The sequence below is a fragment of the Herbinix luporum genome (assembly GCF_900070325.1).
GTDB classification, from domain to species: Bacteria; Bacillota; Clostridia; order Lachnospirales; family Lachnospiraceae; genus Mobilitalea; species Mobilitalea luporum.
In genome coordinates this window covers 880,543-907,258 of the sequence record NZ_LN879430.1, presented here as the reverse complement: position 1 = coordinate 907,258, position 26,716 = coordinate 880,543, and the positions used below count along the sequence as shown (strand labels likewise).

The window sequence follows — 26,716 nt, the reverse complement described above, 5'->3', positions numbered from 1 at the left end:
AATACATTAGATTTTTTCTAATTGTATTACCTTTTTCATTTTATCATATATTATTTTAAAAAACAACTTTTTTTTCCTTGTTTTTGACACACATTTACCCATTATTTTTTATTTTTATATCCAATTTTGTAATATTGTGTCATAATTATTAGGAATATTGAGGCAATTATATATTCTATTAATCTATATCAGAATTTTTATTAGCTATTACATAACCACAAGTTTCATTACTACATGCTAATTTATTTCCTTTTTCAAGCAATACGCTTTCACATTTGGGACATTTTTCCTTTGAAGGCTTCTGCCAGGTCATAAAGGTACATTCCGGATGATTGCTGCAGCCAAAATACCTTCTACCCTTTTTAGTCTTTCTTATAACCACATCTCCGCCACAAACAGGACATTCCACACCAATCTTTTCAAGATAAGGTTTAGTATTCCTACAGTCAGGAAAACCTGGACATGCCAAGAACTTACCATGGGGTCCATATTTTATGACCATATTTCTACCACATAAGTCACAGATTTCATCTGTAACTTCATCTTCAATCTTAATTTTATCCAGCTCTTCATTGGCTTTATTTACTGCCTCTTCTAAATCGGGATAAAAATTCCTTATAATGGTTTTCCAAGCTATAGTCCCATCCTCTACACTATCTAATAATGATTCCATATTAGCGGTGAAATTCACATCCACAATGCTAGGAAATGCTTCCACCATAATATTGTTTACTGCCTCACCAAGTTCAGTAACATATAGATTTTTATTTTCTTTTATAACATACCTTCTTGCAATAATTGTACTGATGGTTGGTGAATAAGTACTGGGTCTACCAATTCCCAATTCCTCTAAGGTCTTAACTAAGGAGGCTTCAGTATAATGAGCCGGAGGCTGGGTAAAATGCTGGCTTTTCTTAAGTTCTTTTAATTTAAGGATATCACCTTCATTTAGAGTCTCATAAGAAGCCTTTATGGTATCTTCAGTATCCTCTTGCTGATAGACACTTAAAAAACCTTCAAACAAAAGCCTGGAGGCAGCTGTAGAAAACCAATGCCCCTTTCCTTCTATCTTAATAGAAGTTGTCTCATACTTGGCAGGCTGCATTCTACTGGCAATAAAACGTCTCCAAATAAGCTGATACAAACGGAACTGATCCCTTGTAAGGGATTCTTTAATTTCAGATGGCTCAAACTCCATATTGGTAGGACGAATTGCTTCATGAGCATCTTGTATTTTTTTACCCGAGCGGCCGTTATTAGCCTTATCAGCCACAAATTCCTTCCCATATTTTTCTTCTATATATTGCTTAGCTGCCAAATCAGCCTCATCACTAATACGAATGGAATCCGTACGCAGATAAGTAATTAAACCCACACTACCATGGCCTTTAATACTGATTCCCTCGTACAATTGCTGAGCCAGCTGCATTGTCTTTTTTGTAGAAAAGTTCAATGTCTTTGCCGCTTCCTGCTGCAAGGTGCTGGTAGTAAATGGTAAGGGGGCTTTTCTTATTCGTTCTCCCCTTTTTATCTCCTTTATGATAAATTGGGCATCTTGTAAGTCATCTACTATATTAGTAGCTTCTGCTTCTGTACGGATTGTAGTTTTAACTTTATCCTTACCGATATATTTTGCTATAAGGGGACGTTTTTTTCCTCCTAAGGCAAACTCAGCCTCCAAATTCCAGTATTCCTCCGGAATAAAAGAGTTAATCTCTTGTTCTCTATCGCATATTATTCTTAAGGCTACAGATTGAACTCTTCCGGCACTTAAGCCCCTTTTAATTTTAGTCCACAAAAGAGGACTTATGGTATATCCCACCATACGGTCTAGGACTCTTCTAGCCTGCTGGGCATCCACAAGATTCATATCTAACTTTCTGGCTTGTTTTATAGAAGCTTTTACAGCATTTTTTGTAATCTCATTAAAGACAATTCTATTTGCAATATTATTATCCAGCTTTAAAGCATGGGACAGATGCCATGAAATAGCTTCTCCTTCTCGGTCCGGGTCAGTTGCAAGATATACTTTATCAGCCTTTTTTACCTCTTTACGAAGTTTAGCCAGTAATTCACCTTTCCCCCGAATGGTTATATATTTAGGTTCATAATCATTAGCTATATCAATGCCCATCTGGCTTTTAGGTAAGTCTCTTACATGACCGTTAGATGCAACTACTTCATAATTACTTCCCAAAAACTTTTTTATGGTCTTCGCTTTTGCCGGAGATTCCACAATCACAAGATATCTTGGCATAATCAAACTCCTCTTTCTATGTGTAAATAACCTTCTATCTATAATCTTTAATTTATGTTAATGCAAAATTAAATATTAAATATTGAAACAATTTTTAATTATAATGTTTATTTTCTGATATATTTTTTTAAATAAAATATAAGTAAATATTATACCACAGAATTTACCTTTCTGAGTCAAAGCTTAAACAAGCATACACTATTTTTCAGAGCGTTTCAAGTAAATAATTATTTTATTTTATCTTATAAAGTGTATATTCTATAGGGTTTACCATATATTATGCTGTTTATTGCATATAATGACAGCTAAAATTACCATACCTCTTTTCTTATGTAATAATTTTTCCTGGGTTGATCTACAAAATTTTTTAATTCCAATGAAAGTAGATACTCCATCAGTTTGTCTATAGAAATGCCGGATAAATCCACCAGCTGATCAATATGTCTAGGATTAAGGCTTAGAAGATTATATATAGCTTCTTCTTCTTTATTTAGTATTATATTCAAATCTTTCTCATCTGACTTAGCTCTAGAGCAATAGTAGCTAAAGTCTTCTAAAATATCCTGGGGGGAAGTGACCACTTTTGCACCCATCTTAATTAAATTATTACAACCCATGCTTAGTTTATCTGTAATTCTGCCGGGTACAGCATAGATATTCTTACCCTGATCAAGGCCCATATCTACAGTTATTAGGGAACCGCTTTTTTCTCTGGCTTCAATTATTACTATTCCATCACTTAAAGCACTAATAATACGATTACGCATGGGAAAATTATAAGCCAAAGGCTTTATACCCGGTCCATATTCCGATATAACTCCTCCCTTCTTTTGCATATCCATATAAATATTAATATTCTCCTTAGGATAGCAAATGTCAATACCGCAACCTAAAATTCCATAGGTACTTCCTTCAACTAAAAGACATCCCTGATGGGCATAAGAGTCCACTCCCCTTGCAAGTCCGCTGATTATAACAATATCCTCCCTAGCTAGGGCCCCTGCTAAGTTTCTTGCTATCTCTTTTCCATATGCCGAACACTCTCTTGCCCCTATTATGGCTATAGCTTTCTTATGAACCGGAAAGGGATTACCCTTTAGATAGAGTAAAAAGGGGGGATTATAAATATGCCTTAATTTATCCGGATAAGTATTATCAAGCAAGGTTACATAATCTATACTATGTTCTTTAAGATACTCAAGACTTTTCATCAGTAAATTTATATCCCGGCGGGATTTTAACAATTCCATATCCCTTTTAGTTATACGGACACCTTTCTTACTACATATATTACACATTTCTTCCATTGCTTTATCTGAAGCATAAAATAATTCCTTGGAAGATCCGAATAAATTAAGAATTGCCAAGATTTTTTTTGCACTAAAATTAAAAAAACCACCTATCCAATAATTATATATTTCTTGATCTGATTTTGTATTCATCTTACTCACCCCAATACTTTGCATCTAAACTCCGATAACAAATGGCTTCACTGATATGCTTCTTACTTATCTTTTTACTTTGATCCAAATCAGCAATAGTTCGAGCCACCTTCAAGATACGATGATAAGCCCTAGCAGATAAATTCATTTTGACAAATGCCTGCTCCAGTAAATCTTCTACCCCCTCATCCAGGATACAGTATTTTTTAATCCTTCTGGGAGTCAGCTGTGAGTTAAACCAGATATCCTGCCCTTTATATCTTTCCATCTGAATCTGACGGGCACCATAAATTCTTTTTCTTATTTGGGCAGAGCTTTCTTCTTTTTTCTTAGCCTGAAGTTCTTTATAATCAATCTGCATAGTTTCAATACAAATATCAAAACGATCCAATAAAGGCTTAGATATCTTACCAAGGTAGCGCTTAACCATATTAAGAGAGCAGTTACATTTATTACGGTCCGGGAAATATCCACAGGGGCAAGGGTTAATGGATGAGACCAGCATAAAACCAGCCGGATAAGAAAAAGAGGCATTAAGCCTTGATATGTTAACAACTTTTTCTTCTAGGGGCTGGCGTAAAACTTCAATGGTATTTTTCTTAAACTCTGCCAACTCATCTAAGAATAGGACACCTAAATGGGCTAAACTGATTTCCCCCGGCTTAGGTATGGCACCGCCACCGATAAGGGCGGTGCTTGTAATGGTATGATGGGGAGACCTAAAGGGGCGCTTGGTAATAAGAGCCTGTCTGTCAAGAAGCCCGGCCACGCTGTAAATCTTTGATATCTCCATACTTTCCTCAAAAGTCAATTTTGGCATAATGGTAGGTATTCTTTTAGCCAGCATGGTTTTACCTGTTCCGGGAGGCCCTATCATTAGAATATTATGCATACCGGATACTGCGATTTCTATAGCTCTTTTAACCGCAAACTGGCCGGCTACATCAGAAAAATCCAAATCATCTTCTTTGTAGCTATTATCAAAAAGATTTTTTATATCTATAGTTTCAGGCTCTTTGCTCTTAAAATCATTAAGAAGGGTAACTGCTTCTTTTAAGCTGCTTACCCCATAGGTCTTTATACCGGAAACCACAGCCCCCTCCCCCGCATTCTCCTTTGGAACAATACATCTTTTAAAGCCCCTTTCCATTGCCGAGTATACAAGGGGCAGGACACCGTTTACTTTAGCTACTTTACCGTTTAGGCTTAATTCACCGATAATCAGGGTATTAATAAGATTCTCCTCTAGAACATGGCCAAAGGCCGCAAGAATTGCAATAGCCACCGGCAGATCAAAAACTGTTCCTTCTTTTCTTATATCTGCCGGTGATAGATTGACAGTAATTCGTTTGGCGGGCAGCATATAGCCTGAATTTTTTAAGGCTATCCTGACTCGTTCTCTAGCTTCCTTAACTTCCGAGTTAAGTAATCCAACCATATCAAATAAGGGAAGCCCATCACTTACATCTGCTTCCACAGAAACTATAATACCATCAATCCCTTGGATTGTGGCACTATAAGCCTTACTAAACATATATAGCTCCTTTCATTGTCTCTCCCACAATGAAGGAATCATTTGCTAGCCTCAGTATAACAAATTCTGTAATTTATTGCAATGTTTTTCTAACTCTGTCGTTAGCCCTTTACAAATTTTACTTACTCCAAATAGAAGGCCTTAAAATCTATATATCCTCTGCCTGTATATTTAAAATATAAGGCAGATTTTTTCTCACCTTTAGATATGCTGTTCTTAAATATTTGATAATCTTTGTTTTGCCTTACAGGGATCTTAGTTAATATCTCTCCTTCTATTCCATCGGTTACTATAACTTCCCCTTCTCCTTCACCTCTAACCTCAATTGCAATACTATTTGTATTACTTAAGTCAAAATATTTAAAGCCGGCAATCCCCCCATCCTGTATATTTGCAATATATTGATCGGGATTACTTTCTCTGTCTTGTCCACTTTGTGTAAAATATGGATGATCTTTATAATCCTCCATATTATTGGTATAAAATCCGGCTCCCCATTTTGAAGTAAGATGACATGCGATATAAGACTCATATCTTCCCTGTCCTACTAAGGGACCATTATTTAGTCCACAACTGGTAATCTCCACTTGTGGTATGTGACCATCCTCATTAATATATATTTTCTCAGCACATCCCTGTCTGGAATAGCTATGGCGGTTAGTTTGTCTGTGATAAAATACATACCACTGATCTTTAATTTGAACCAGACCTCCATGATTATTACCCAAATAATTTACACAATCCTTTAATTCCCTGCCCTTATAAAAAACATCACCGTTACTGACAATTGTGCCACCGAAAGTAAATCCACCGTCCGGTCTGTCACTTATTGCATAGCATAATTCATGGGCATTAATGGAGGAATAAACCAAATAGTACTTTCCATTTATTTTTCTCATGGAACTGGCTTCAAAAAATTCATGACCTTCAAAACTTGTTCCCTTAGCATATCCTGCTTTAGGTAGAATAAGCTTTGGACCGGCTTTAACAGTAACCATATCCTGTTCTAGTTCAATACAATAAGCTCCTTCTATTCTTCTGTAACCAAAACTGTCATCGGGAAACTGACCATCCCTTGGAGCAAATCCCGTATAAAGAAATACCCTTTTGTCATCGTCTATAAAAACTCCGGGATCAAACTGATAAATATCTCCTTTATCATAACCTACTGCTTTCCCGTCCGGATAATGAACAGTGCCGTAATATTCATACTTACCTGCAGGCTCATCACAGACAGCTACAGACATTATTCCGTGGCTATCTAATGCATAATATAAATAATACCTGCCATCTATCCCTAACTGAACATCCGGGGCAAACAAACGTCTAGAGCCGTCTTTATTATGAGGATCCTGTATCTTCTTATATATAACACCTTCATAGCGCCAATTTCCTAAATCATCAATAGGAGCCGACCAGCATACATAGTCGTTTTGACAAAATTCTTTTCCGTTAAAAGCATCATGAGATCCGTAAACATATAATCTGTCTCCGAACACATAAGGTTCTCCGTCAGGTATATATTCGTAACTGGGTAAATATGGGTTAAATGCTTGCATACTTCTTACCTTCCTTTAAATATTTTTTTCATTAGTTTAATTTAATATAGTAATAGTATTATAACTACAGTTTAATAAACATGCAAACCCATTAGCATATAATGAATCAAAGATAGATTAAGGTGATTTTATGCGAATGTGTGATTTAAGAGAAAAAGAAGTTATAAACTGTAGAGACTGCAAAAGGCTAGGCTATGTCTCCGATATAGAATTTGATATTTGCACCGGATGTATCACCCATATTATAGTACCGGGACCATGTAAAATTTTTGGTATATTAGGAAGGGAACATGAATATGTAATCAGTAGCTGCAATATTAAGCAAATAGGAGCAGATATAATTTTAGTGGATGTGGATATTGAAAAATGCCTTGTTAAATGTGACTAATCTTTCATTTTACTTAAATTGACCAATGGTATCTTGTACTTTTATAAACAATCTGCATAAATTTCAATTATTTACAATTATTAGCTTGACCGATTGACAAATTTTAAATATAATCAATTTATAGTGTTTATGATACTAATCATTTCAATATCATGTATATAAAGTGCTTTTGTATAATTTATTGTACATAAGATAGCTTCGGAGGATTGTTAATATGAAATGCCCTTTTTGCAATAAGGTTAATACTAGAGTTATTGACTCTAGGCCTGCAGACGATAATACTTCCATTCGCAGAAGGCGTCAGTGTGACGACTGCCATAGAAGATTTACTACATATGAAAAGGTTGAGTCTATACCCCTTGTAGTTATAAAAAAGGATAATAACCGTGAACCTTATGATCGTGCAAAAATTGAAGCCGGAGTGTTTCGCTCCTGCCACAAAAGACCCATATCGGTTGATCAGATTACTGCCCTAGTGGATGAGGTGGAAACCACGATATTTAATATGGAAGATAAGGAAATTCCAAGTCACATAATAGGAGAAATCCTAATGGATAAGTTAAAAGATTTAGATGCGGTAGCATATGTTAGATTTGCTTCTGTTTACCGTGAATTCAAAGATGTTAACACTTTTATGAACGAATTAAAGAAGATATTAGATAGCTGACATTATCCCCATATTGACATAAATGCTTGACTGCCTAAGGCAGCAAACTTATGTATAATGTAAGCTGCCGTAAGCAGTCTTACATGCATAAGATTGCCTTAGGCAGTCATTTTTTATGCCAAATTATTAATATCTTTTACTTTTTCATATTCCACATGATCACCTAGATAATTGGGTACCGATATACTGATTCCTATTCTATCCGGTGTCAGGTAAGTAAATATTCCAAGCAGATTATCAGATCCTATTATATCGGCAGTTTTAAATCCCATCAATAAAATGTTTCTGCCAAGTCCTATAATATATTCATTTATTGCTTCCTTGTAATCTTTACCCAACTTTTGGTCAGTCACCAATTCCCAAGAATAAAAATCATCAACTAAATCATTATCCACCTGAACTATATCCGAAAGTTTTATACGTCTTAAATTTACTAAATCTATATTGGTTGTATATACCAATTGGGTAGGATGAGCCCCATAGGGGCTAAAAAAATCTGCCCTATAAAAAATACTAAGAAAATGGCCATTGTTGCGTTTTATATCATAATTAATATTCAATGTATCCGGTAAATAGGGATTTTCTTTTAATTCTGAAAATGCGTCGGCAGAATATATTCTCAAAATATTATTGATATCTTCAAGGATTATATTATTTATCAAATCTCTATTATAACTTAGACCTCCCGATACAATAATAGGATAGGAAACGTATGTACCGCCTCTTTGGTATATACGCTCCTCTATCCCATATATGCTCCTGCTTACTTCTTCCATAACTAAGCCTTTCAAAAAGTATCTTATTAATAAAATATGCAGGAATTTATCGTATATGTTAAAAACTAAAGTCTGCTGCCACACTTAGGACAGTAATCATAGTCCGCTTCTGCCAAGTAGCCGCAAGCTGCACAATGTTTTTTAGCTCCTTGTCCACTGCCAAATAAAGGCTCCATATCATTTTCAGAAAGACTTACCTCTTCACCTCTTCGGATTTTTTTACCTATATCCGGATTCAGGGAATATACGGTATTACAACAGGTACTTTTAATATAGTACTTCCTGTTCCAAAATATCAAGGGAATAAAAAACAAACTGAAATACATATAGGTCATATATGCATTAAACCTTCCAAATTGTCCGCAATGGGAACAAATCATGGTTTGATTAAAATCCAGCTGTTTCTCACCATTTGATATAGCAAATATAAAAAACAACTTATCACCTTCATCATATTAAAACTTAAATTATCGACTTGGTTATTCTTCTTACTGTGCCATCTTTTGACGCAGTACCATCTGAAGAATTCCACCATGACGGTAATATTCCATATCCACCAGAGATTCAAATCTGATTTTTGCCTTAAAGCGGATAGTGGAGCCCTCATCTGATCTGGCCACAACTTCGGCCAAGTCACCAGGTTTTATATTATCACCGATTATAATATCTATTGTTTCTTTACCGGAAAATCCCAGACTATCTGCTGATTCCCCCTCCATAAACTGCAAGGGTAAAACTCCCATCATAACCAGATTAGATCTATGGATTCTTTCGAAACTTTCTGCAATAACAGCTTTTACCCCAAGTAAACTGGGACCTTTTGCTGCCCAGTCCCTGGATGAACCCATACCATAATCCTTTCCTGCCAAGACTACCAAGCCTGTATCATCTTCTTTATATTTCATGCAGGCCTCGTAGATTGACATAAGTTCACCGGTAGGTAAATAAGTGGTATATCCGCCCTCTATTCCCCCGGCAAGACGGTTACGGATACGGATATTGGCAAAGGTTCCCCGCATCATTACCTCATGATTTCCTCTTCTAGAGCCGTAAGTATTGAAATCTTTAGGTTCTATGCCATGGTCCATAAGATATCTTCCGGCGGGAGTATTTTTTCCGATGGCTCCGGCCGGTGAAATATGATCTGTGGTCACCGAATCACCTAAACTTGCAATTACCCTAAGACCCTTTAAAGGTTTTAGATCTTCAGGTTCCATAGAAAGTTGCTCGAAAAATGGGGGTTTTCTTATATAAGTGGACTCCTTATCAAATTCGTATAAACTTCCCTCATTAATTTTAATTTCATTCCATAATTCATTATTCTCATAGACTAAGCTATATTCCTTTTTAAACATTTCAGGTTGTACATAGTCCATAACAGCCCTTAAAATTTCCTCCGATGAAGGCCAGATATCCTTTAGATATACCTTCTTGCCTTCTTTATCTAAACCTATGGGGTCTGATGTCAAATCAATATTAGTGGTTCCCGCAAGGGCATAGGCAACTACTAAAGGAGGAGAGGCCAGATAATTTGCCTTTACCAGGGAGTGAATTCTTCCTTCAAAATTTCTGTTACCGGATAATACTGAAGTCACCAATAAATCATTATCACTAATTGCCTGGGTAATTTCAGGAAGTAAAGGTCCCGAATTACCTATACATGTAGCACATCCATAACCTACAATATGAAAACCTAAGGCAGCCAGATAAGGCAAAAGGCCTGCTGCCTCCAAATACTCCCTAACAACCTTTGAACCGGGAGCAAGGGAGGTCTTAACATAGGCAGGAACCTTTAATCCCTTTTCTACAGCTTTCTTAGCTAAAAGTCCCGCACCCAGCATAACTGAAGGATTAGATGTATTGGTACATGATGTTATGGAAGCAATTACAACTGCCCCTGTCTCCATAGTAGCCTTTCTGCCATCAGATAAGCTAACTTCCACTTTCTTTTCAAACTCTTTCTTAGTTAAACCATGGCCATGGTTTCCTAACGGGGCTGTAACACTTTTTATAAATTCTTCTTTCATTTTACCCAGGGGAATTAAATCCTGTGGTCGTTTTGGTCCTGATAGGGCAGTTTCTACGGTGGATAAATCAAGCTCAATTATTTCTGTATAAACCGGATCTTCCATATCATTTTCATAGAACATCATATTGGCCTTCAGATAATTTTTAACTATATTAACATGCTCCTTACTTCTTCCGGTTAGAAGCAGATAGTCCAAAGTTTCTTCATCCACAGGGAAGAAGCCACAGGTAGCTCCATATTCGGGAGCCATATTGGCTATAGTAGCCCTGTCAGCCAAACTTAATGTTTTAAGACCTTCACCGAAATATTCAACGAATTTACCCACAACTCCTCTGTCTCTAAGTAGCTTGGTTATTCTAAGAGCCAAATCCGTTGCTGTAGCCCCCATAGGAAGCTTTCCAACCATACGTACTCCTATAACTTCAGGTACAGGAAAATATGAGGCTTGTCCCAGCATTCCTGCCTCAGCTTCAATTCCTCCAACACCCCATCCAAGGACTCCCAGACCATTAATCATAGTGGTATGGGAATCGGTTCCTACTAAGGTATCGGGATATAAAATTTTCTTGCCCTTTACTTCCTTATCTATTACCACCTTGGCCAAGTATTCTAAGTTCACCTGATGGACAATTCCTGTAGAAGGAGGAACCACAGTAAAATTATTAAAAGCCTTCTGGGCCCAGTTAAGGAATTGATATCTTTCTTTATTTCTTTCAAATTCCCTCTTTACATTCTCACTAAGAGCCTCCTCCATACCGTAATAATCCACCTGAACAGAATGATCGATAATAAGATCCACCGGTACTTCGGGATTAATTCTTTTTATCATTTCTTCTATATCTTTACTTGTCTTTCCTTCCTCAATCATAGAAGCTATTGCCTCCCTCATGGAAGCAAGATCTAGTACAGACGGCACACCGGTAAAGTCCTGTAGGATAACTCTAGCCGGCTTAAAGGGTACTTCTCCCCTTCCTCCCCTATGCTTAGTCCATTGGGCCAAATCTTTAATGTGATCATCGTTAATAGCAATTCCGTCCCATTGTCTAAGAACAGATTCAAGTAATACCTTAATGGAAAATGGCAGATGTTTTATATCATAACCGTATTTCTCTAAGGATTCCAGATTATAGTACTCATAAGTTACATCCTGTATCTTAAGTTGTTTTACAGCACTTTCCTTAAACTTAGCTTTCATATCTATCACCTCATAGACCTTTCTAACCTTTAACTTTATGTTTATTACTATTTAGATATCCGTCCTTAAGTATTAATATAATACACGATTTATTTATTATTGCCAAGAGCAGGTAAAATTTTTCAAATATAATAAAAGCCGCTGTATTTATACAACGGCTCTTTTAATCTTTTATAGATAAGTTATTAATATCGTTTTAATATTATTTATCCGGTTAAATAATTTCTCATATTTTTCAGTGCAGATTTCTCCAAACGGCTTACTTGTGCTTGAGAAATATTAATTTCTTTTGCTACCTCCATCTGAGTTTTACCTTCAAAAAATCGTAATTTAATTATATTGTACTCCCTTGGGGGAAGTTTGCTCATTGCCTCCTTTAGTGATATAGCCTCAATCCAATTTTCCTCTTTGTTCTTTTTATCACTGACCTGGTCCATAATATATAGGGCATCTCCTCCCTCAACATAAACAGGATCATACAAAGATACAGGACTTTGAATTGCATCAAGGGCATATACTATATCTTCTTTGCTAATGCCAATTTCCTGGGCTATCTCGCTGATAGTGGGTTCCTTATCATTCTTCTTAGTTAAGGCTTCCTTGGCGTATATTGCCTTATAAGCCGTATCCCGTAATGATCTGCTTACACGTATAGCATTATTATCTCTAAGGTACCGGCGAATTTCACCGATTATCATGGGAACAGCATAGGTAGAAAATTTAACATTCTGTGTAATATCAAAATTATCTATGGCCTTCATCAGTCCGATGCAGCCAATCTGAAATAAGTCATCCACATTTTCATTACTATTGGAGAACCGCTGGATAATGGATAGTACAAGACGTAAATTTCCCCTAATATAGAGCTCCCTCGCCTCCTTGTCGCCCTTTAAAATTCTTTGAAATAATTCCTCTTTTTCACTGTTTTTTAGTAATGGCAACTTCGATGTATTTACGCCACATATTTCTACCTTATAAAGAGCCATACGATACCTCCGAAAACTATGTCATTATATTCTTATCCATGAAGGCTTAGAAAGTAAAATACTACCTGCATGTTGATGTTTGCTAACAATAATGATTCACTATTTGAAGGCTCTTTATACGATATTTAACATTGAAATAATTTCCATTAACTTATTCGAATCTAACCATTTCTTTTTTTAATCTTTTTATGATTTTTTTCTCTAGTCTGGATATATAGGATTGGGAAATTCCAAGAAGGTCTGCCACTTCTTTCTGGGTCTTTTCATTACCGTCATCAGTACCTAGGCCAAATCTTAAATCTACTATTATTCTCTCCCTCTCAGATAATTTAGATAAGGCTTTTCTTAGGAGCTTACGATCAACTTCCTCCTCTATATTGCGATATATAACATCTTCTTCTGTTCCTAGGATGTCTGATAATAAAAGTTCATTTCCGTCCCAATCCACATTTAAAGGCTCATCAATAGAAACTTCCAGTTTAGTTTTATTATTACGTCTTAGATACATAAGTATTTCATTCTCTATACAACGGGAGGCATATGTGGCCAGCTTAATATTTTTTTCTGGGTTAAAGGTATTTATCGCCTTAATAAGGCCTATGGTTCCGATAGAAATCAAGTCCTCCACACCTACTCCGGTATTATCAAATTTTTTAGCTATGTATACCACCAATCTCAGATTATGCTCCACCAGTATTGCTTTCATTTCTGCATCCCGTTCAGTACCTAGTCCATTAATAACTTCAGCTTCACGAACAGAATCCAAGGGCGGCGGCAGTATCTCTGCTCCACCTATGTAATGTATTTCACCTCTTTGCCCAAAAATAATAGTTCTTATGTCTGGAATCATCCGGAACTGAAACTTATTTTGTATTGACAACTTTAAAAGCATATACAACCTCCCAATAATTATCACTACTTACTAAAAGTATTTTTACAATAGTTCCTTATGTAAAATAACTTGGTAATCTTTCTTATCTGTCAGAGGGTTATCACAGATTGCAGCTGTAACTTTTTCATTGCATATACTTTCCTTTTCTGTATAGATCATAACTTTATCCAACCTAATTCCTAAAAGCATACCGGTTTTTCCTACACTTCTATATGGAATAAAGCTAAAATTAAATACTTTATCATAATGTTCTAAAGGTATCTCATCTGTTTTCCCCTCTAAATAATCCTTAGCTAATTCCATATCATGCTTAATATCCGGTGTTAAAAGTTCCTCTATTAAGTTATTTTCTATAACCATTACAGGCTTTCTGCCAATGGGATCATATAAGCAATTTCCCGTATCCATAAGTCCCTTGGTTTTTACTTTACGATCTTTTAAAACCAGCTCCACATCATATATTAAAGGCTTGTGAAGATGATAAAGTCTTAGAAACCAAATAATAATTAATGAGAATACGGTTATGGCAGAGATTGAAGCAATAATATAAACTACTGATATATTGCTGAAGATATTTCCGTTGCCTAGATGGATTAGAATTAACCTAATATTTGTATAATAATAAATAGAATTCATTAATCCACCGACAAAATATGTAATCATAATAAATACAAGCCATTGCTTTACAAGTTCTAAAAGCTTTAACTTACCAAATGCTATAACTATCATCAAAATAGAAGCAGCTACATACATTATTGCAAACTTGAAAGCTTCATTCATCCATGGAAATATACTTACTATTGCAGCTGTTGTGGCTCCTAAGATGGCTGCTAAAATCATCCTTGGTATGTTGCTTTTTTTCTTATTTACCTTTTTTAGTAGAAAAATAAGGATTATATCAATGAAAAAGTTAAGTATAAAGACAATATCCGGATAAACCTCTAAATACAATATTCACCTCCACACCTGCTTTCTTATGTACATTCTGATTATATAATGTTTTGCTTTTAAAATTTGTCATTTTATGGAAGGGTTTTTCAAGTTTTCATTTACTTATTTTTACAGCTACCTTTTCTTTTCTCCCTTTCTATACAACAAAAGCTGCCAGATTATTCTTTTACAAATAATCTGACAGCCTAAATCTTATATATAATATCTAATTTCTATTAAATTATCTTTTTATTTATTAGGACGATTTTTCTGTAAAAATTCAGGTATCTTAATACCACTGGTATCCAAATTTGAACCGGATAGGGGTTTAGTCTGCTGGCTGATTGGTCTACGATTAGGATCTGTATTAAAAATACTTTGCTTTGGTGGAGCATATGGGTTGGGACTAGGTTTTGTATACCCATTATTATTTATGCTTGTCTCCGGTTTAATTACATTATGTAATGATGAAGTGGAAGTGGATCGCCTTAAAAAGTCAGGTGTCTTAACTACTTCAGACTTTGTATCTAAACCGGTTGCTATAACAGTTATAGCTGCTGTATCCGGATTAGAATCATCATACATAGCACCAAAAATAATATTTGCTGATTCACCTGCTAATTCCTGAACCATTGTGGCGGCATCATTTGCTTCAATAAGACTGATATCACCGGAAATATTTATAATAACATGGCTAGCACCCTGTATGGTTGTCTCTAAGAGAGGACTTGTAATAGCCTGCTTAACAGCCTCTATACACTTATCATCTCCAGAACCGGTACCGATTCCTATATGGGCAATTCCCTTATCTTTCATAACCGTCTTAACATCGGCAAAGTCCAGATTAATAAGACCCGGTACATTTATAAGGTCCGTTATACCTTGAACACCTTGTTGTAATACCTCATCTGCCTTTCTTAGGGCATCGGGCATGGTTGTCCGACGATCAACGATTTCTAAAAGTTTATCATTTGGAATAACGATTAAGGTATCTACATTTTCCTTCAAACGTTCTATACCGGCTATTGCATTGGTCATACGGGTCTTAGCCTCAAATTTGAAAGGCTTAGTTACTATACCTACCGTAAGGATTTCCATCTCTTTAGCAATCTGTGCAACTACGGGGGCGGCACCGGTTCCGGTTCCTCCTCCCATACCACAGGTAACAAATACCATGTCAGCTCCCTTAACAAGTTCAGTTAATTGTTCTCTGCTTTCTTCGGCAGCTTTCTGACCAATCTCCGGCACAGCACCGGCACCAAGTCCCTTTGTGAGCTTTTCACCGATTTGAATGCATACAGGAGCCTTGCAATTTTTCAGGTGTTGTTTGTCAGTGTTAATACAGACAAATTCAACTCCCTTGATATTTTCTTCTATCATTCTATTAACGGCGTTATTCCCTGCTCCTCCTACCCCAATTACAAGTATTTTCGCAGTATGATCCGCCTCATTAGTTCTTATTTCAAGCAAGGTCAATTCCTCCTTCATCGTATTCTTCAAAATTTGAACTATATACTCTCTATTAGATAAACTATAAATCTACCAATAAAAACCACATTATCATGGGTTAAACTTCTTTTTTGATACTACTTATGGTATACACATCTTATATTATATAATATCTTTTAATTCCCAAATAATCAAGCTTATTTTAATAATTTTTAGAATTCTTTGATATTTTTTTATCTAATCTGACGATATTTCCGGTTTTGCAATGAAATAATCATTTTCCCCTCGCATATCGATGGTTAAATTCATACCTTCCGCTTCTGCAAGTATGTTTTTTAATTTTGCTAAAGTTTCATCATAAGTACTTCTCTTTCCAAGCATGGCCTTGATATTTCCACAATCAACTGTCACCTCATAGTTACTGTTGAAGCTGATGGTGCTTACCTTAAGTTCATTTTTTTCTATTTGCTGAGTAAGATTAAGTATCACATCATATAGTTCTTCTTTCTGCACCTCCAGTTTTTCATTCAAGACTATTTTTTGGTATTTCAGTCCTTTGATTAGGGGTATATCATTTAATCTTGCAGATGAACTCTCCACAATTATCCCATCTTTATCAAAGTAAAGATAATCACCCATAAATTCTATACATCCTATTACTTTCTTATCATATACTCTGATATTGATGGAATTTCTATCCACCAATTCAAAGGACAGTTTCTCTACAAAGGGAATTCTGATACCCGTAAAGTATTTGTACTTAAAATAGCATATAAGGGTGTTATGGTCTACTTCTGAACTTATCAGCCAGTCAATAATTTCTTCCCGGCTATACCTATCTGAACCGGTTACCGTAATATTTTTCAATTGAAAAGAATAGACAAAAGCTACTACCGGTATAACTAAAATAACAATTATTTTCAGAAGATGTAAGCTTAACCTTTTAAGTACACTATTTTTTTTCCTTTGCAACTTTTTCCCCATATTTTACTCCTATATCTGCTATAAAATATTTCCGCTGCAAAACTTTATATTTGCCCCTAGATTACTTAAATCTCTACAGATATCTTCGTACCCCCGCTCAATACTGGCTGAATTTTTGACAATTGTTCTTCCTTCTGCCACAAGGCCTGCAATCACCAGGGCAGCACCTGCCCGTAGGTCATGTGCTTTTACCACAGCTGATTTTAACTGCTTTACTCCTGATATAAGGGCTTTATTTTCCGAATTTATAACAGTAATATTTGCTCCCATTTTCTTTAGCTCATTTACATTTTGATACCGTGATTCAAATATTTCTTCTACTATTGTACTTTCCCCATCTGCAATACTAAGTACTGTCATTAGCTGAGACTGCATATCCGTGGGAAATCCTGGATAGGGCTTTGTCTTAAGAAGTTCATAAGGATTTGGCCGCTTATCACAGCTTATTTTTAGGCTGTTACCTTTTGGATTAATATTACACCCCACTTTATCAAGTACCCTAATAACAGATTCTATGTGTCTTATAGGCACGTCATGTAAAATAACATTACCTCCTGCAGCGGCTACGGCTGCCATATATGTTCCTGTTACTATTCTGTCAGATGAAAGTGTAAATTCAACATCATGAAGCTGCTTTACTCCTTCGATTTCAATAAAAGCAGTACCTTTTCCGCAGATTCTGGCTCCGGCTTCTAATAAAAAGTTACATAACTCCACTACTTCCGGTTCCCGTGCGGCGTTAAATATACGGGTAACTCCTTCTGAAAGCACTGCTGCCAGTATAATATTTTGGGTAGCTCCCACACTGGGGAACTTAAGGAAAATATCAGTACCGACTATTTTATCTGTAAAGCAATGAATTATATCCTTATCTTCTCCGAGAAATACCTGATTTACATTCATCTTCTTAATAGAATCTAAATGATAATCAATAGGCCGTTTACCAATTAAACAACCTCCCGGATAAGCAATAGATACTTCATGACATCTTCCCAGTAAAGCTCCTAAAAACAAAATTGAACTTCTCATCTTTTGTACTGAATCTTCGGATACCTTAGGGGAATTAACGGTAGTGGTATCTATAATAAGAGTACTACCTTCCCAAATGGCCACACACCCTAATTCCTTCAGTACTTTTATCATGTGAAATACATCCAGTATTTTCGGACAATTCTTTAGTACAGTTATACCTTTATTCAAAATAGTAGCAGCAATAATTGGTAATGCTGCATTTTTTGAACCTTGTATTTTTATTTCACCATTTAACTTGCTGCCGCCGATAACCATAATACTCGACATAGCACACCTCAGACATGAAGGAAATATAATATACTATATGATATCTCCTTTGTCCCCGTGATTTTATGGCTATCTACTTCTTTGAACCTTAATCTGATTGGAGATGCTAAGTACAATCCCCATTTCAAACAGAATAACCATCAAGGAACTTCCACCATAACTGATAAAGGGCAGGGGAATTCCGGTCGGTGGTATAGTACTGGTTACTACAGCAATATTAATTAAAACTTGGGAAGCTATATGTACCAGTACACCGGTTGCAATAAGTCCTCCGTATAAATCCGGTGCGTTAATGGCAATAATAAAAATACGCCAAAGTAAAAGTATAAATAACAGTATTAAGGTTACTGCGCCAAATAGACCCAGCTCCTCACAAACAACTGAAAAAATCATATCGTTATGGGATTCCGGTATGAAGCCTAACTTTTGCATACTCTCTCCCAAGCCTTTGCCAAATACCCCTCCTGAGGCAATGGCATATAAGCCCTGTAGAATTTGATAACCTTTCTCATGGGTCTCTACATTTCTCCAGGCTTCAAATCGGGTAGTTCTAAAGTCAACAAAAATTATCAACAATGATGCTAACCCGGCTAAAGCTGCTCCTGATATTATAAAATAAGCCTTTTTCTTACTGGCTACAAAACTGATTGCAACTATAATTAGACCAATAATTAATCCCGTTGAAAAGTTCTCCGCAACAATTAATCCCAAAAGTGGGCCCATAAACAGTAATACCCGTAAAAAGCCCCATATTTTATCCAACTTTCTCGGTGCCAAATTTACTATAAATGCAGTTCCAAGAATAACTGCTATCTTTGAAAGTTCAGAAGGCTGGAAGGTACCCAAAGACCCTAATTTAATCCATCGCTTTGCACCTTTAACCTCATTACCAAATATAATAACATAGGTTTGAAGTAAGGCACACAAGAAATATAATATGGTTATAGGCCTTAGTTTTATTATGGGGAGCTTTTTAGTATATAATCTATAATCAATTTTGGACACAAATAGCATAATTAATATTCCTGCTCCGGCAAAGAGTGCTTGCCTTGTCAAATAATAAGCTGCATCCCCATAAAATTTCTGAGCATTATAGGAAGATGTACTATATATCATGACTAAGCCAAAGCACACAAGAAAAAGTATTAGGAATAGTAGACTATAATCATAATAGCTATGTACTTTTTTTCTGTTTACTTCACCTGCTGTTCTTGCCATTTGCTCCCCCATCTATATTACAACAATTCTTTTACATATTTCTTAAACATTCTTCCACGCTGTTCGTAATTATCGAACATGCCCCAGCTGGCACAGGCAGGAGACAAAAGTACCACGTCACCTTCCTTAGCCTCCCTGGCACTTACCAGTACTGCTTCTTTTAGGTCTTCAACCATAATAATATTATTAAAGTTATATTTTTTTGCTGTAGCAGCAATTTTTTCCTTGGTCTCTCCCATCAGTACCAAGGTTTTTACCTTACCCTTAAAAGACAAGATCCATTCATCAAAGGATGAGCCTTTATCATAGCCTCCCCCAATTAGTATGGTAGGTTTTTTCATGGCCATAACTGCTTTAATTGAAGCATCGGGGTTGGTACCTTTAGAGTCGTTATAATAACTTACACCATTTATAGTATCAACATATTCTATCCTATGTTCTACTGCCTTAAAGGATCTTATAGCCTGGTAAATAAGGTCCATGGGAATTCCCATCTCTATGGCTACTGCCACAGCTGCCATAACATTTTCATATGAGTGTTTTCCTAAAATTTGAAGTTCATTTACATTGCATATTTTTTCTTTTATTTCTTCTTTACTATATATTATGTCATCCCCATCTAAGTATAGTCCATTATCCAGCTTAGTTTCACTGGAAAAATATACAATCCTTGTATCTAGCTCATTACCTATCTTACGGGTATGGACATCCTCATAATTAAGGACACATAAATTTTTTATACTTTGGTTTTTTGCTATGCTTTTTTTAAGATTTATATAATTTTCCATGGTATGATGCCTGTTTAGATGATCCGGTGTTATATTTAATATAGCACTTACATCTGGGCAAAACTCATGGATAGTTTCTAATTGAAAACTACTAAGCTCAATTATAGTTACAGAATCCTCAGTGGTATCTAGGGCGATATCTGTATAGGGATTACCTATATTACCCACCACAAAAACCTGCTTAAAATATGTATTCATTATTTCTCCTATTAAAGAAGTAGTGGTGGTTTTACCGTTTGTTCCTGTAACTGCTATAATTTTTCCCTTAGAATGGCGGTAAGCCAATTCAATTTCTCCCCATATGGGTATAGCTTTTTCTTTTACAGCCTCCACAAAAGGATGATCTATGGCTATACCGGGGCTTATTATCATTAAGTCAATCTGATCTAATTTATCCATGGGAAATTCTCCGAAATAAGCTTCCCAGTTCTTACTTGTATCTATTTTATCCTTAAAGGTACCGGTATCAACATCCTTCTTACCGTCATATAATACAACATATGCTTCAAGTTTTTGTAACAGTCTTGCTGCTGATATTCCGCTTTTGCCTGCACCAAATACCAGAACCTTCTTATCCTTAAGCTTCATACATACCTCCATGCTGCCGTATTAATTAATTCCCATCAGAGCTATTAGGCATAATATAGTAGTTATAATAGAAAATACGGCAACTATCCTAGTCTCTGACCAGCCCATTAATTCAAAATGATGATGGAGTGGAGCCATCTTAAACAGCCTTTTTCCACCGGTTAATTTAAAATATCCTACCTGTAGCATAACAGAGATTACCTCTGCTAAATATATAAATGCCACAAGTACAATAAATAAGGGCATCCTAAGCATATATGCCGTTGAGGCTACAAATCCACCTAGGGCCAGTGATCCTGTATCTCCCATAAACACTTTAGCAGGATATACATTATAAAGCAAGAAGGCCAGTAGGCTGCCTGCCACTGCTCCACAGATTGGAGAAAGTCCACTCTTCATACCTATAGCCACTACGGTAAAAAAGGTGGCAATTAAAACCGTAACACTAGATTCTAATCCGTCTAGTCCATCGGTAAAATTGGAGCCGTTAACTGTACCCAGTACTACTATAAACATCATGGGGAGAAATAAGTAAGAAATATCTACATACTTTCCTCCTGAAAATGGTATCAGCATTAAAGTAACGTCCTCTACAGAATTTACCAGATAAATACCAAATACCGCAGTTACAAGAATCTGCCCTATTAATTTCTGCCAAGGCTTTAGACCCATGGAACGTTTCATTACCACTTTTATGTAGTCATCTAAAAAACCAATGATACCAAAACCAATAGTGGCAAATAAGACCGGTATGATTTCCTTGTTATCCTTCAAATAGAAAAGACAGGTAATAGAAATACTAAGTACAATTATTATTCCACCCATAGTCGGTGTTCCTGATTTCTTTAAATGAGATTCCGGCCCATCCTGTCTTACATACTGGCCAAATTTCAAACGTTTTAAAAAGGGTATTAAAATAGGACAAAATACCACACAGACTCCAAACGATATTATAACCGGTAATATAACCTGAAAATCTGAAAAGTTCATGATTACTCCTATCCGCCTACTTAAAGGCTTAATTCTTATGTATTTAATCTATTGTTCTATTATGAACTAGGCTATTATACTTTATAACCTTAAAAATAACAATATTATATGGGACTGAATCATTATAAAAAATCACATTAGTAATAAAGTACTAGGGGACTATTTCTGTTTACATTTTCACCGGGAAGGGGGAACTGCTCTGTTACAACCTCTCCCTCTCCAAGGGTATAGATTTCCCCAAAGTCATAAATCTTTAATAGGTCTTTCATTTCCTGCTTAGTTTTTCCGATAAAATCCGGTACTAGAAAAGTACCTACTTTAAATTCTTCCTCTTCTTTCTCAGTATATCTTTCTTCAATCCCCATATAGGGAAGTATATTATCAAATAATTCTGCAATAACCGGAGCGGCTATAGTTCCTCCATAGTAAATTCCAACCGGCTCATCAATTAAGACCAGGGCTATTACCTGGGGATCATCTGCCGGAGCAAAGCCGATAAATGATGATATATATTTTCCGCTTCTTCTTGGCAGTTTTTCGGAAGTAGCTGTCTTTCCCCCTATACGAAAACCGGGAAGATAAGCTCTTTTACCTGTACCGTCGGAAACTACTGCTTCTAAAAGTTCCTTCATTATCTTTGAAGTTTCCTTAGATACACCATTATCGGAAGTTTTATATTCCAATGTTTTTACAATCCTTCCGTCAGCAGCTTTTACTTCAAGTCCAAAATGGGGAGTTATTAGCTTCCCACCGTTAATTATAGCACTGGTAGCTACAAGTAACTGTAGGGGGGTTATCTGAAAGGATTGGCCAAAAGACATGGTGGCAAGTTCTACAGCACCAACAACATCCATATTATGCATAATGGAGTTGGCCTCTCCCGGTATATCCACACCGGTTCTGTTAAAAAGTCCTAACTTTTTATAATATTCATATGTTTTCTCAACCCCTAACCTGGCTCCTATTTCCATAAAAACCGGATTACAGGAATTTTTTATACCGTCAATAAAAGTCTGGCTTCCATGTCCGCCGGCTTTGTGACAGCGGATGGTTCTGTCTTCCACCTTCTTATATCCGGGGCAGAAAAATTTATCATCAAGCTTTACTAACTTTTCCTCTAATGCAGCTGCAGCCGTTACAATCTTAAAGGCAGAGCCGGGCTCATATGTATCACTGATACAGGCATTACGCCACATTCCGTTTAGCAGTTCGTTTAGTTTTTCTGAACTTAAGGTTTCATCCACATAATCTTTGGCAATTTCATTGATTAAAGTATAGGGATCATTTAGATTAAACTCCGGTGCATTTACCATTGCATAAATCTTACCGTCTCTGGGATCCATAACAATAAGCTTAACATTATTGGCACTTTTAGCTTCCATTACTTTATAAGCTGCCTGCTGTGCATACTCTTGTATGTTTATATCAAGGCTTATATATAAATCATTTCCCGGCTGAGGTTCTATTCTACTTTCTGCGGCATTTTCTATCTCAATTCCATGGGCCGTTGTCAGAGTAAGTATGGTTCCGTCAATTCCTTTTAGGTAATTCTCATATTTTACCTCTAAGCCTATTACACCTTGATTGTCACTGCCGGTAAATCCTATTACCTTAGAAGCTAGGCTGTCATAAGGATAATAACGCTTATAATCCTCATCAACCATAACACCCTCTAGCTTATATTCCCTAATTCTATCTGCAATCTCCTTATCAACATTGGATTTAATCCTTTCAATGGATGTAACCTTCTCTACTCTCTTTCTTACGGTTTCCTCACTAATACCTAATTCTTCTGACAGTACCTTGATAACCTTCTCGGGATCTTTTATCTGACTATGAATAACCGAAATCGTACAAACCGGTTTATTAGCAGCTATTCTTACTCCATTAATATCATAGATATTGCCCCTCTTGGCCTTAATAGGTCTTTCCCTTTCATGAAGTGCCTTGGCACGGGCCGAATAATACTCCGATTTAAAAATCATTAAGTATACCAGTCTTCCGGTCAAGATTAGGGTTCCTAATAGGATAGCTATTACAATTATCAGGATATTCCTTTTGTTATATGTTCTGCATCTTGCCATATCATCCATCCTGAAGATCTTATCGTTTAATTTTATTACTGATGATACAGCTTTATTCATTGCTTAAAGGCTTTTACTTAACTTGACTTATTCTTCTCCGGCTGCTTCTTCCCCGGCTTCTTCATTTTGTCCCTCTTGATTATCGTCATTTACTTCAGAATTTATGTCTTCTCTTGTAGTTTCCTCTGTATTAGTTGTTTGGTCATCATTTACATTATTGTCAGTATTAGTGTCTTCATTGGTGTCTTCATCAGTTTCTTCATTTGTATTATCATCTGTAATATCATCCGGATCAGGGAGCAGATAATCAATCTCCCCTTCTGGATATATGCCCAGTGCAGGAAGTAGTTCCTTCATTATTTCGGCGGTAAACTTAGTTGCGATTGAGCTGTTATCCTGCCTTGGTACATTTTGTGGTTCATCTATAACTACATATATTACAATACTGGGATCCATAGCAGGTACTGAACCTAGGAAGGATACCACATAATTACCTTGATTTCTGGGAATTTTTTCAGCAGTACCTGTCTTTCCTCCGATTGTATAACCTTCAACCTTGGCATACTTTGCAGTTCCAAGTTCAACTGTTTGATACATTGCCTCCTTAATAAACTCAGATGTTTCTTCAGATACAGTACGTCTTATAAGAAGAGGCTCAATTTTCTTAACTGTTGCATTCTGGTCATTTAGAATCTCCTTTACCACACGGGGTTGATAGTAATAACCTCCATTTACTAAAGAAGCATACCCTGCTGCCATCTGAAGCATTGTTGTTGTAAGTGTCTGACCAAAACTACTGGTTGCAAGTTCAGCAGCATTTAGCTCTTCCACCGACTTTATAAGTCCGCTCTCTTCACCGGGCAGGTCTATACCGGTTTTTTGACCAAAGGAAAAATATTTTTGATATTGATAAAACAGGTCTCTTCCTTCTGCCTCGGCAATCTGCATCATGGCATCGTTACAGGACTTCATTAAGGTTTCGGCCAAAGTTAATTCTCCATGGCCATGTCTGGCACTACAACGGATATCCCATCCTCCCACACGCTCTTTTCCGTCACAATAATATGTACTGTCTTTAGAAATAATGGCTTCTTCAAGGCCAATTGCCACTGTAAAAGGCTTAAAAGTAGAACCGGGCTCAAATCCTGAACTTATTATATCATTTTTCCAAATCTTATTCATGGCTTCAATCTTTTCTTCCAGAGTCATATTAGAAAGTTCTTCTTCACTATATATACCCGATAAATCTCTGGGAGAATTTAAATCATATTCCTCGTTGGAAGCCATGGCAATTATATCCCCATTGTTAGGATCCATAATAAGTACGCCTATATTAAGACTTCCGGTTTCCTCATTAAACCTTTTTATATGTTTTTGAATAATTCTTTGGGCATTAATATCAATAGTTGTTACAACACTATTACCGTTTTGCGGTTTTTTAACAATCCTCTCAATATTTAATGAAGAATCATAATAACCATATTCTCGGCCATTAATACCGTTTAATTCCTCATTATAATACTCTTCTATTCCCCAGTATCCCTTGTTATCTGCAGATGTAAATCCAAGAACATCACAGGCAAGTGTATTATAAGGATAGGTTCTTACATATTTTTCTTCAAACCAAAGGGCCGTTATCTTTTTGTCCTCTTTTATAAGCTTTTTAAAATCTTCTACCTGAGCTAATTGTAGGTCATCTAGCAATATTTTGTACCTACTGTTTGGGCTTTCTTTCAATATAGTATCTACAGTCTCAGCCTCAATACCATAATGACTTTTTAAAGCCTCAAGGGTAGTAGGAATCTTATCTTCATTCTCCAAAAGATTATAGGGATCTAAAATCAATCTATATCTCAGTTCGCTTCTTGCCAAAACTGTCCCATCCCTATCAAGAATTTCACCTCTTTTATAAGGAAGAACAGCGCTTACATAGGACTGCCTAGAAAGAACCTGCTTAGCATACCTTTCACCGTCTGTTTGCATTATATATATAAGCCTACCAATAAGGCCTATAGAAAGTAAAGTAATTACACAAAATACAAGCAATAATCTTGCTTGCATTCTGGATGTAAATCTTCTAATTTTTGTAGTTTTCTGCATAGTATACTAACCTCGTTCTATTTACTGACTTTAATCAGGTATATCTGCATACTGCCTTACATAATTTTCATCAGCTTTTTTAAAAGTAATTATTTCATTGTTATTAGGATAAACCATTCCAAGCTCGTTTACAGCAATATTATATACATAGTCAAGATCATACACCTTTTCTATCTGCTCATAGGCTGCATCATTTTCGTTCTTCATAGCCGTCAAATTACGCTCCATGGATATAATATCTCTTTCCATTTTGCTTACCTGGTTCTGTAGCATCAAAAATTCAATGCAAAAATACAAGGTTGCCCCTATGGCTAAGATTAGTATAAACAAAGAAGTCTTACTGATGCCGGATAGTTCTCTTGGTTGTCTTCTTACCTGTCTTTGTGGCCTAGTTTCTACCCTTCTTTGTGGTTCGGGAATAGGTCTTGTTTGCCTGTCCGGTACAGCATTATAATTTCCCATAGCATAATCTACGTTAAATTCTCGCTTACGGGCTGTATTACCGTCGGTATAGTTTGTCCTAGTTTGATATCGATAGGATTTGTTGTTTCTTGCCATGCC

Annotated in this window: 21 protein-coding genes; 2 read left to right on the top strand and 19 right to left on the bottom strand. The window is 36.1% G+C overall.

Annotated elements, in window-relative coordinates:
• Positions 1–178: 178 nt before the first annotated feature.
• From topA to SD1D_RS04130, 4 genes are all read right to left on the bottom strand, one after another.
• Positions 179–2,257, bottom strand: coding sequence for a type I DNA topoisomerase (gene topA / locus SD1D_RS04145; RefSeq protein WP_058257752.1), 2,079 nt, complete (start codon positions 2,255–2,257; stop codon positions 179–181).
• A 311-nt stretch (positions 2,258–2,568) separates the two neighbouring features.
• Positions 2,569–3,699 carry a DNA-processing protein DprA gene (dprA, locus tag SD1D_RS04140; protein ID WP_058257751.1) on the bottom strand — a complete coding sequence of 377 codons (1,131 nt, stop codon included), beginning with the start codon at positions 3,697–3,699 and terminating at the stop codon, positions 2,569–2,571.
• 1 nt (position 3,700) lies between these two features.
• On the bottom strand, positions 3,701–5,233 hold the full coding sequence (locus SD1D_RS04135; RefSeq protein ID WP_058257750.1) for a YifB family Mg chelatase-like AAA ATPase: 1,533 nt from the start codon (positions 5,231–5,233) through the stop codon (positions 3,701–3,703).
• A gap of 122 nt (positions 5,234–5,355) precedes the next feature.
• A complete protein-coding gene (locus tag SD1D_RS04130) occupies positions 5,356–6,792 on the bottom strand; it encodes a family 43 glycosylhydrolase (protein ID WP_058257749.1) in 1,437 nt (478 codons plus the stop codon).
• A gap of 130 nt (positions 6,793–6,922) precedes the next feature.
• Here SD1D_RS04130 and SD1D_RS04125 point away from each other — a divergent pair, with 130 nt between their 5' ends.
• On the top strand, positions 6,923–7,180 hold the full coding sequence (locus tag SD1D_RS04125; RefSeq protein WP_058257748.1) for a PRC-barrel domain-containing protein: 258 nt from the start codon (positions 6,923–6,925) through the stop codon (positions 7,178–7,180).
• Positions 7,181–7,394: 214 nt separating this feature from the next.
• On the top strand, positions 7,395–7,847 hold the full coding sequence (gene nrdR / locus SD1D_RS04120) for a transcriptional regulator NrdR (RefSeq protein WP_058257747.1): 453 nt from the start codon (positions 7,395–7,397) through the stop codon (positions 7,845–7,847).
• A gap of 113 nt (positions 7,848–7,960) precedes the next feature.
• On the opposite strand, the gene SD1D_RS04115 is transcribed toward nrdR, so the two are convergent.
• From SD1D_RS04115 to ftsL2, 15 genes are all read right to left on the bottom strand, one after another.
• Positions 7,961–8,623 (bottom strand): polysaccharide deacetylase family protein, encoded by a 663-nt coding sequence (locus SD1D_RS04115; protein ID WP_058257746.1) that lies wholly within the window; start codon positions 8,621–8,623, stop codon positions 7,961–7,963.
• Between the two features lie 65 nt (positions 8,624–8,688).
• Entirely contained in the window at positions 8,689–9,060 is a 372-nt protein-coding gene (locus SD1D_RS04110) for a zinc ribbon domain-containing protein (RefSeq protein ID WP_058257745.1), read from the bottom strand.
• A gap of 51 nt (positions 9,061–9,111) precedes the next feature.
• Complete coding sequence (gene acnA, locus SD1D_RS04105) at positions 9,112–11,847, bottom strand: aconitate hydratase AcnA (protein ID WP_058257744.1); 2,736 nt, start codon at positions 11,845–11,847, stop codon at positions 9,112–9,114.
• A 206-nt stretch (positions 11,848–12,053) separates the two neighbouring features.
• Positions 12,054–12,833, bottom strand: a complete 780-nt coding sequence (gene sigG, locus SD1D_RS04100; protein WP_058257743.1) for an RNA polymerase sporulation sigma factor SigG — start codon at positions 12,831–12,833, stop codon at positions 12,054–12,056.
• A 151-nt stretch (positions 12,834–12,984) separates the two neighbouring features.
• Positions 12,985–13,725 carry an RNA polymerase sporulation sigma factor SigE gene (gene sigE, locus SD1D_RS04095; RefSeq protein ID WP_058257742.1) on the bottom strand — a complete coding sequence of 247 codons (741 nt, stop codon included), beginning with the start codon at positions 13,723–13,725 and terminating at the stop codon, positions 12,985–12,987.
• A gap of 42 nt (positions 13,726–13,767) precedes the next feature.
• Positions 13,768–14,676, bottom strand: a complete 909-nt coding sequence (locus tag SD1D_RS04090) for a sigma-E processing peptidase SpoIIGA (protein ID WP_058257741.1) — start codon at positions 14,674–14,676, stop codon at positions 13,768–13,770.
• 228 nt (positions 14,677–14,904) lie between these two features.
• Positions 14,905–16,125 carry a cell division protein FtsZ gene (ftsZ, locus tag SD1D_RS04085; protein ID WP_058257740.1) on the bottom strand — a complete coding sequence of 407 codons (1,221 nt, stop codon included), beginning with the start codon at positions 16,123–16,125 and terminating at the stop codon, positions 14,905–14,907.
• A 216-nt stretch (positions 16,126–16,341) separates the two neighbouring features.
• Complete coding sequence (locus SD1D_RS04080) at positions 16,342–17,088, bottom strand: cell division protein FtsQ/DivIB (RefSeq protein ID WP_058257739.1); 747 nt, start codon at positions 17,086–17,088, stop codon at positions 16,342–16,344.
• 18 nt (positions 17,089–17,106) lie between these two features.
• Positions 17,107–18,387 (bottom strand): UDP-N-acetylglucosamine 1-carboxyvinyltransferase, encoded by a 1,281-nt coding sequence (murA, locus tag SD1D_RS04075; protein ID WP_058257738.1) that lies wholly within the window; start codon positions 18,385–18,387, stop codon positions 17,107–17,109.
• A 69-nt stretch (positions 18,388–18,456) separates the two neighbouring features.
• Positions 18,457–19,605, bottom strand: a complete 1,149-nt coding sequence (locus tag SD1D_RS04070; RefSeq protein ID WP_058257737.1) for an FtsW/RodA/SpoVE family cell cycle protein — start codon at positions 19,603–19,605, stop codon at positions 18,457–18,459.
• Positions 19,606–19,622: 17 nt separating this feature from the next.
• Complete coding sequence (gene murD, locus SD1D_RS04065; RefSeq protein WP_058257736.1) at positions 19,623–20,981, bottom strand: UDP-N-acetylmuramoyl-L-alanine--D-glutamate ligase; 1,359 nt, start codon at positions 20,979–20,981, stop codon at positions 19,623–19,625.
• 21 nt (positions 20,982–21,002) lie between these two features.
• The gene (gene mraY / locus SD1D_RS04060; RefSeq protein WP_058257735.1) at positions 21,003–21,971 is read right to left on the bottom strand and encodes a phospho-N-acetylmuramoyl-pentapeptide-transferase; all 969 of its coding nucleotides are present in this window, start codon (positions 21,969–21,971) and stop codon (positions 21,003–21,005) included.
• Between the two features lie 137 nt (positions 21,972–22,108).
• The gene (locus tag SD1D_RS04055; RefSeq protein ID WP_058259190.1) at positions 22,109–24,055 is read right to left on the bottom strand and encodes a penicillin-binding transpeptidase domain-containing protein; all 1,947 of its coding nucleotides are present in this window, start codon (positions 24,053–24,055) and stop codon (positions 22,109–22,111) included.
• A gap of 87 nt (positions 24,056–24,142) precedes the next feature.
• The gene (locus SD1D_RS04050; protein ID WP_058257734.1) at positions 24,143–26,155 is read right to left on the bottom strand and encodes a peptidoglycan D,D-transpeptidase FtsI family protein; all 2,013 of its coding nucleotides are present in this window, start codon (positions 26,153–26,155) and stop codon (positions 24,143–24,145) included.
• Between the two features lie 30 nt (positions 26,156–26,185).
• On the bottom strand, positions 26,186–26,713 hold the full coding sequence (gene ftsL2, locus SD1D_RS04045) for a cell division protein FtsL (RefSeq protein WP_058257733.1): 528 nt from the start codon (positions 26,711–26,713) through the stop codon (positions 26,186–26,188).
• Positions 26,714–26,716: the final 3 nt, after the last annotated feature.

Bases quoted from the DNA above. Each gene is read 5' to 3' on its own strand.
- topA (WP_058257752.1), bottom strand. From the start codon at position 2,257: ATGCCAAGATATCTTGTGATTGTGGAATCTCCGGCAAAAGCGAAGACC.
- dprA (WP_058257751.1), bottom strand. From the start codon at position 3,699: ATGAATACAAAATCAGATCAAGAAATATATAATTATTGGATAGGTGGT.
- SD1D_RS04135 (WP_058257750.1), bottom strand. From the start codon at position 5,233: ATGTTTAGTAAGGCTTATAGTGCCACAATCCAAGGGATTGATGGTATT.
- SD1D_RS04130 (WP_058257749.1), bottom strand. From the start codon at position 6,792: ATGCAAGCATTTAACCCATATTTACCCAGTTACGAATATATACCTGAC.
- SD1D_RS04125 (WP_058257748.1), top strand. From the start codon at position 6,923: ATGCGAATGTGTGATTTAAGAGAAAAAGAAGTTATAAACTGTAGAGAC.
- nrdR (WP_058257747.1), top strand. From the start codon at position 7,395: ATGAAATGCCCTTTTTGCAATAAGGTTAATACTAGAGTTATTGACTCT.
- SD1D_RS04115 (WP_058257746.1), bottom strand. From the start codon at position 8,623: ATGGAAGAAGTAAGCAGGAGCATATATGGGATAGAGGAGCGTATATAC.
- acnA (WP_058257744.1), bottom strand. From the start codon at position 11,847: ATGAAAGCTAAGTTTAAGGAAAGTGCTGTAAAACAACTTAAGATACAG.
- sigG (WP_058257743.1), bottom strand. From the start codon at position 12,833: ATGGCTCTTTATAAGGTAGAAATATGTGGCGTAAATACATCGAAGTTG.
- sigE (WP_058257742.1), bottom strand. From the start codon at position 13,725: ATGCTTTTAAAGTTGTCAATACAAAATAAGTTTCAGTTCCGGATGATT.
- SD1D_RS04080 (WP_058257739.1), bottom strand. From the start codon at position 17,088: ATGGGGAAAAAGTTGCAAAGGAAAAAAAATAGTGTACTTAAAAGGTTA.
- murA (WP_058257738.1), bottom strand. From the start codon at position 18,387: ATGTCGAGTATTATGGTTATCGGCGGCAGCAAGTTAAATGGTGAAATA.
- SD1D_RS04070 (WP_058257737.1), bottom strand. From the start codon at position 19,605: ATGGCAAGAACAGCAGGTGAAGTAAACAGAAAAAAAGTACATAGCTAT.
- murD (WP_058257736.1), bottom strand. From the start codon at position 20,981: ATGAAGCTTAAGGATAAGAAGGTTCTGGTATTTGGTGCAGGCAAAAGC.
- mraY (WP_058257735.1), bottom strand. From the start codon at position 21,971: ATGAACTTTTCAGATTTTCAGGTTATATTACCGGTTATAATATCGTTT.
- SD1D_RS04055 (WP_058259190.1), bottom strand. From the start codon at position 24,055: ATGGCAAGATGCAGAACATATAACAAAAGGAATATCCTGATAATTGTA.
- SD1D_RS04050 (WP_058257734.1), bottom strand. From the start codon at position 26,155: ATGCAGAAAACTACAAAAATTAGAAGATTTACATCCAGAATGCAAGCA.
- ftsL2 (WP_058257733.1), bottom strand. From the start codon at position 26,713: ATGGCAAGAAACAACAAATCCTATCGATATCAAACTAGGACAAACTAT.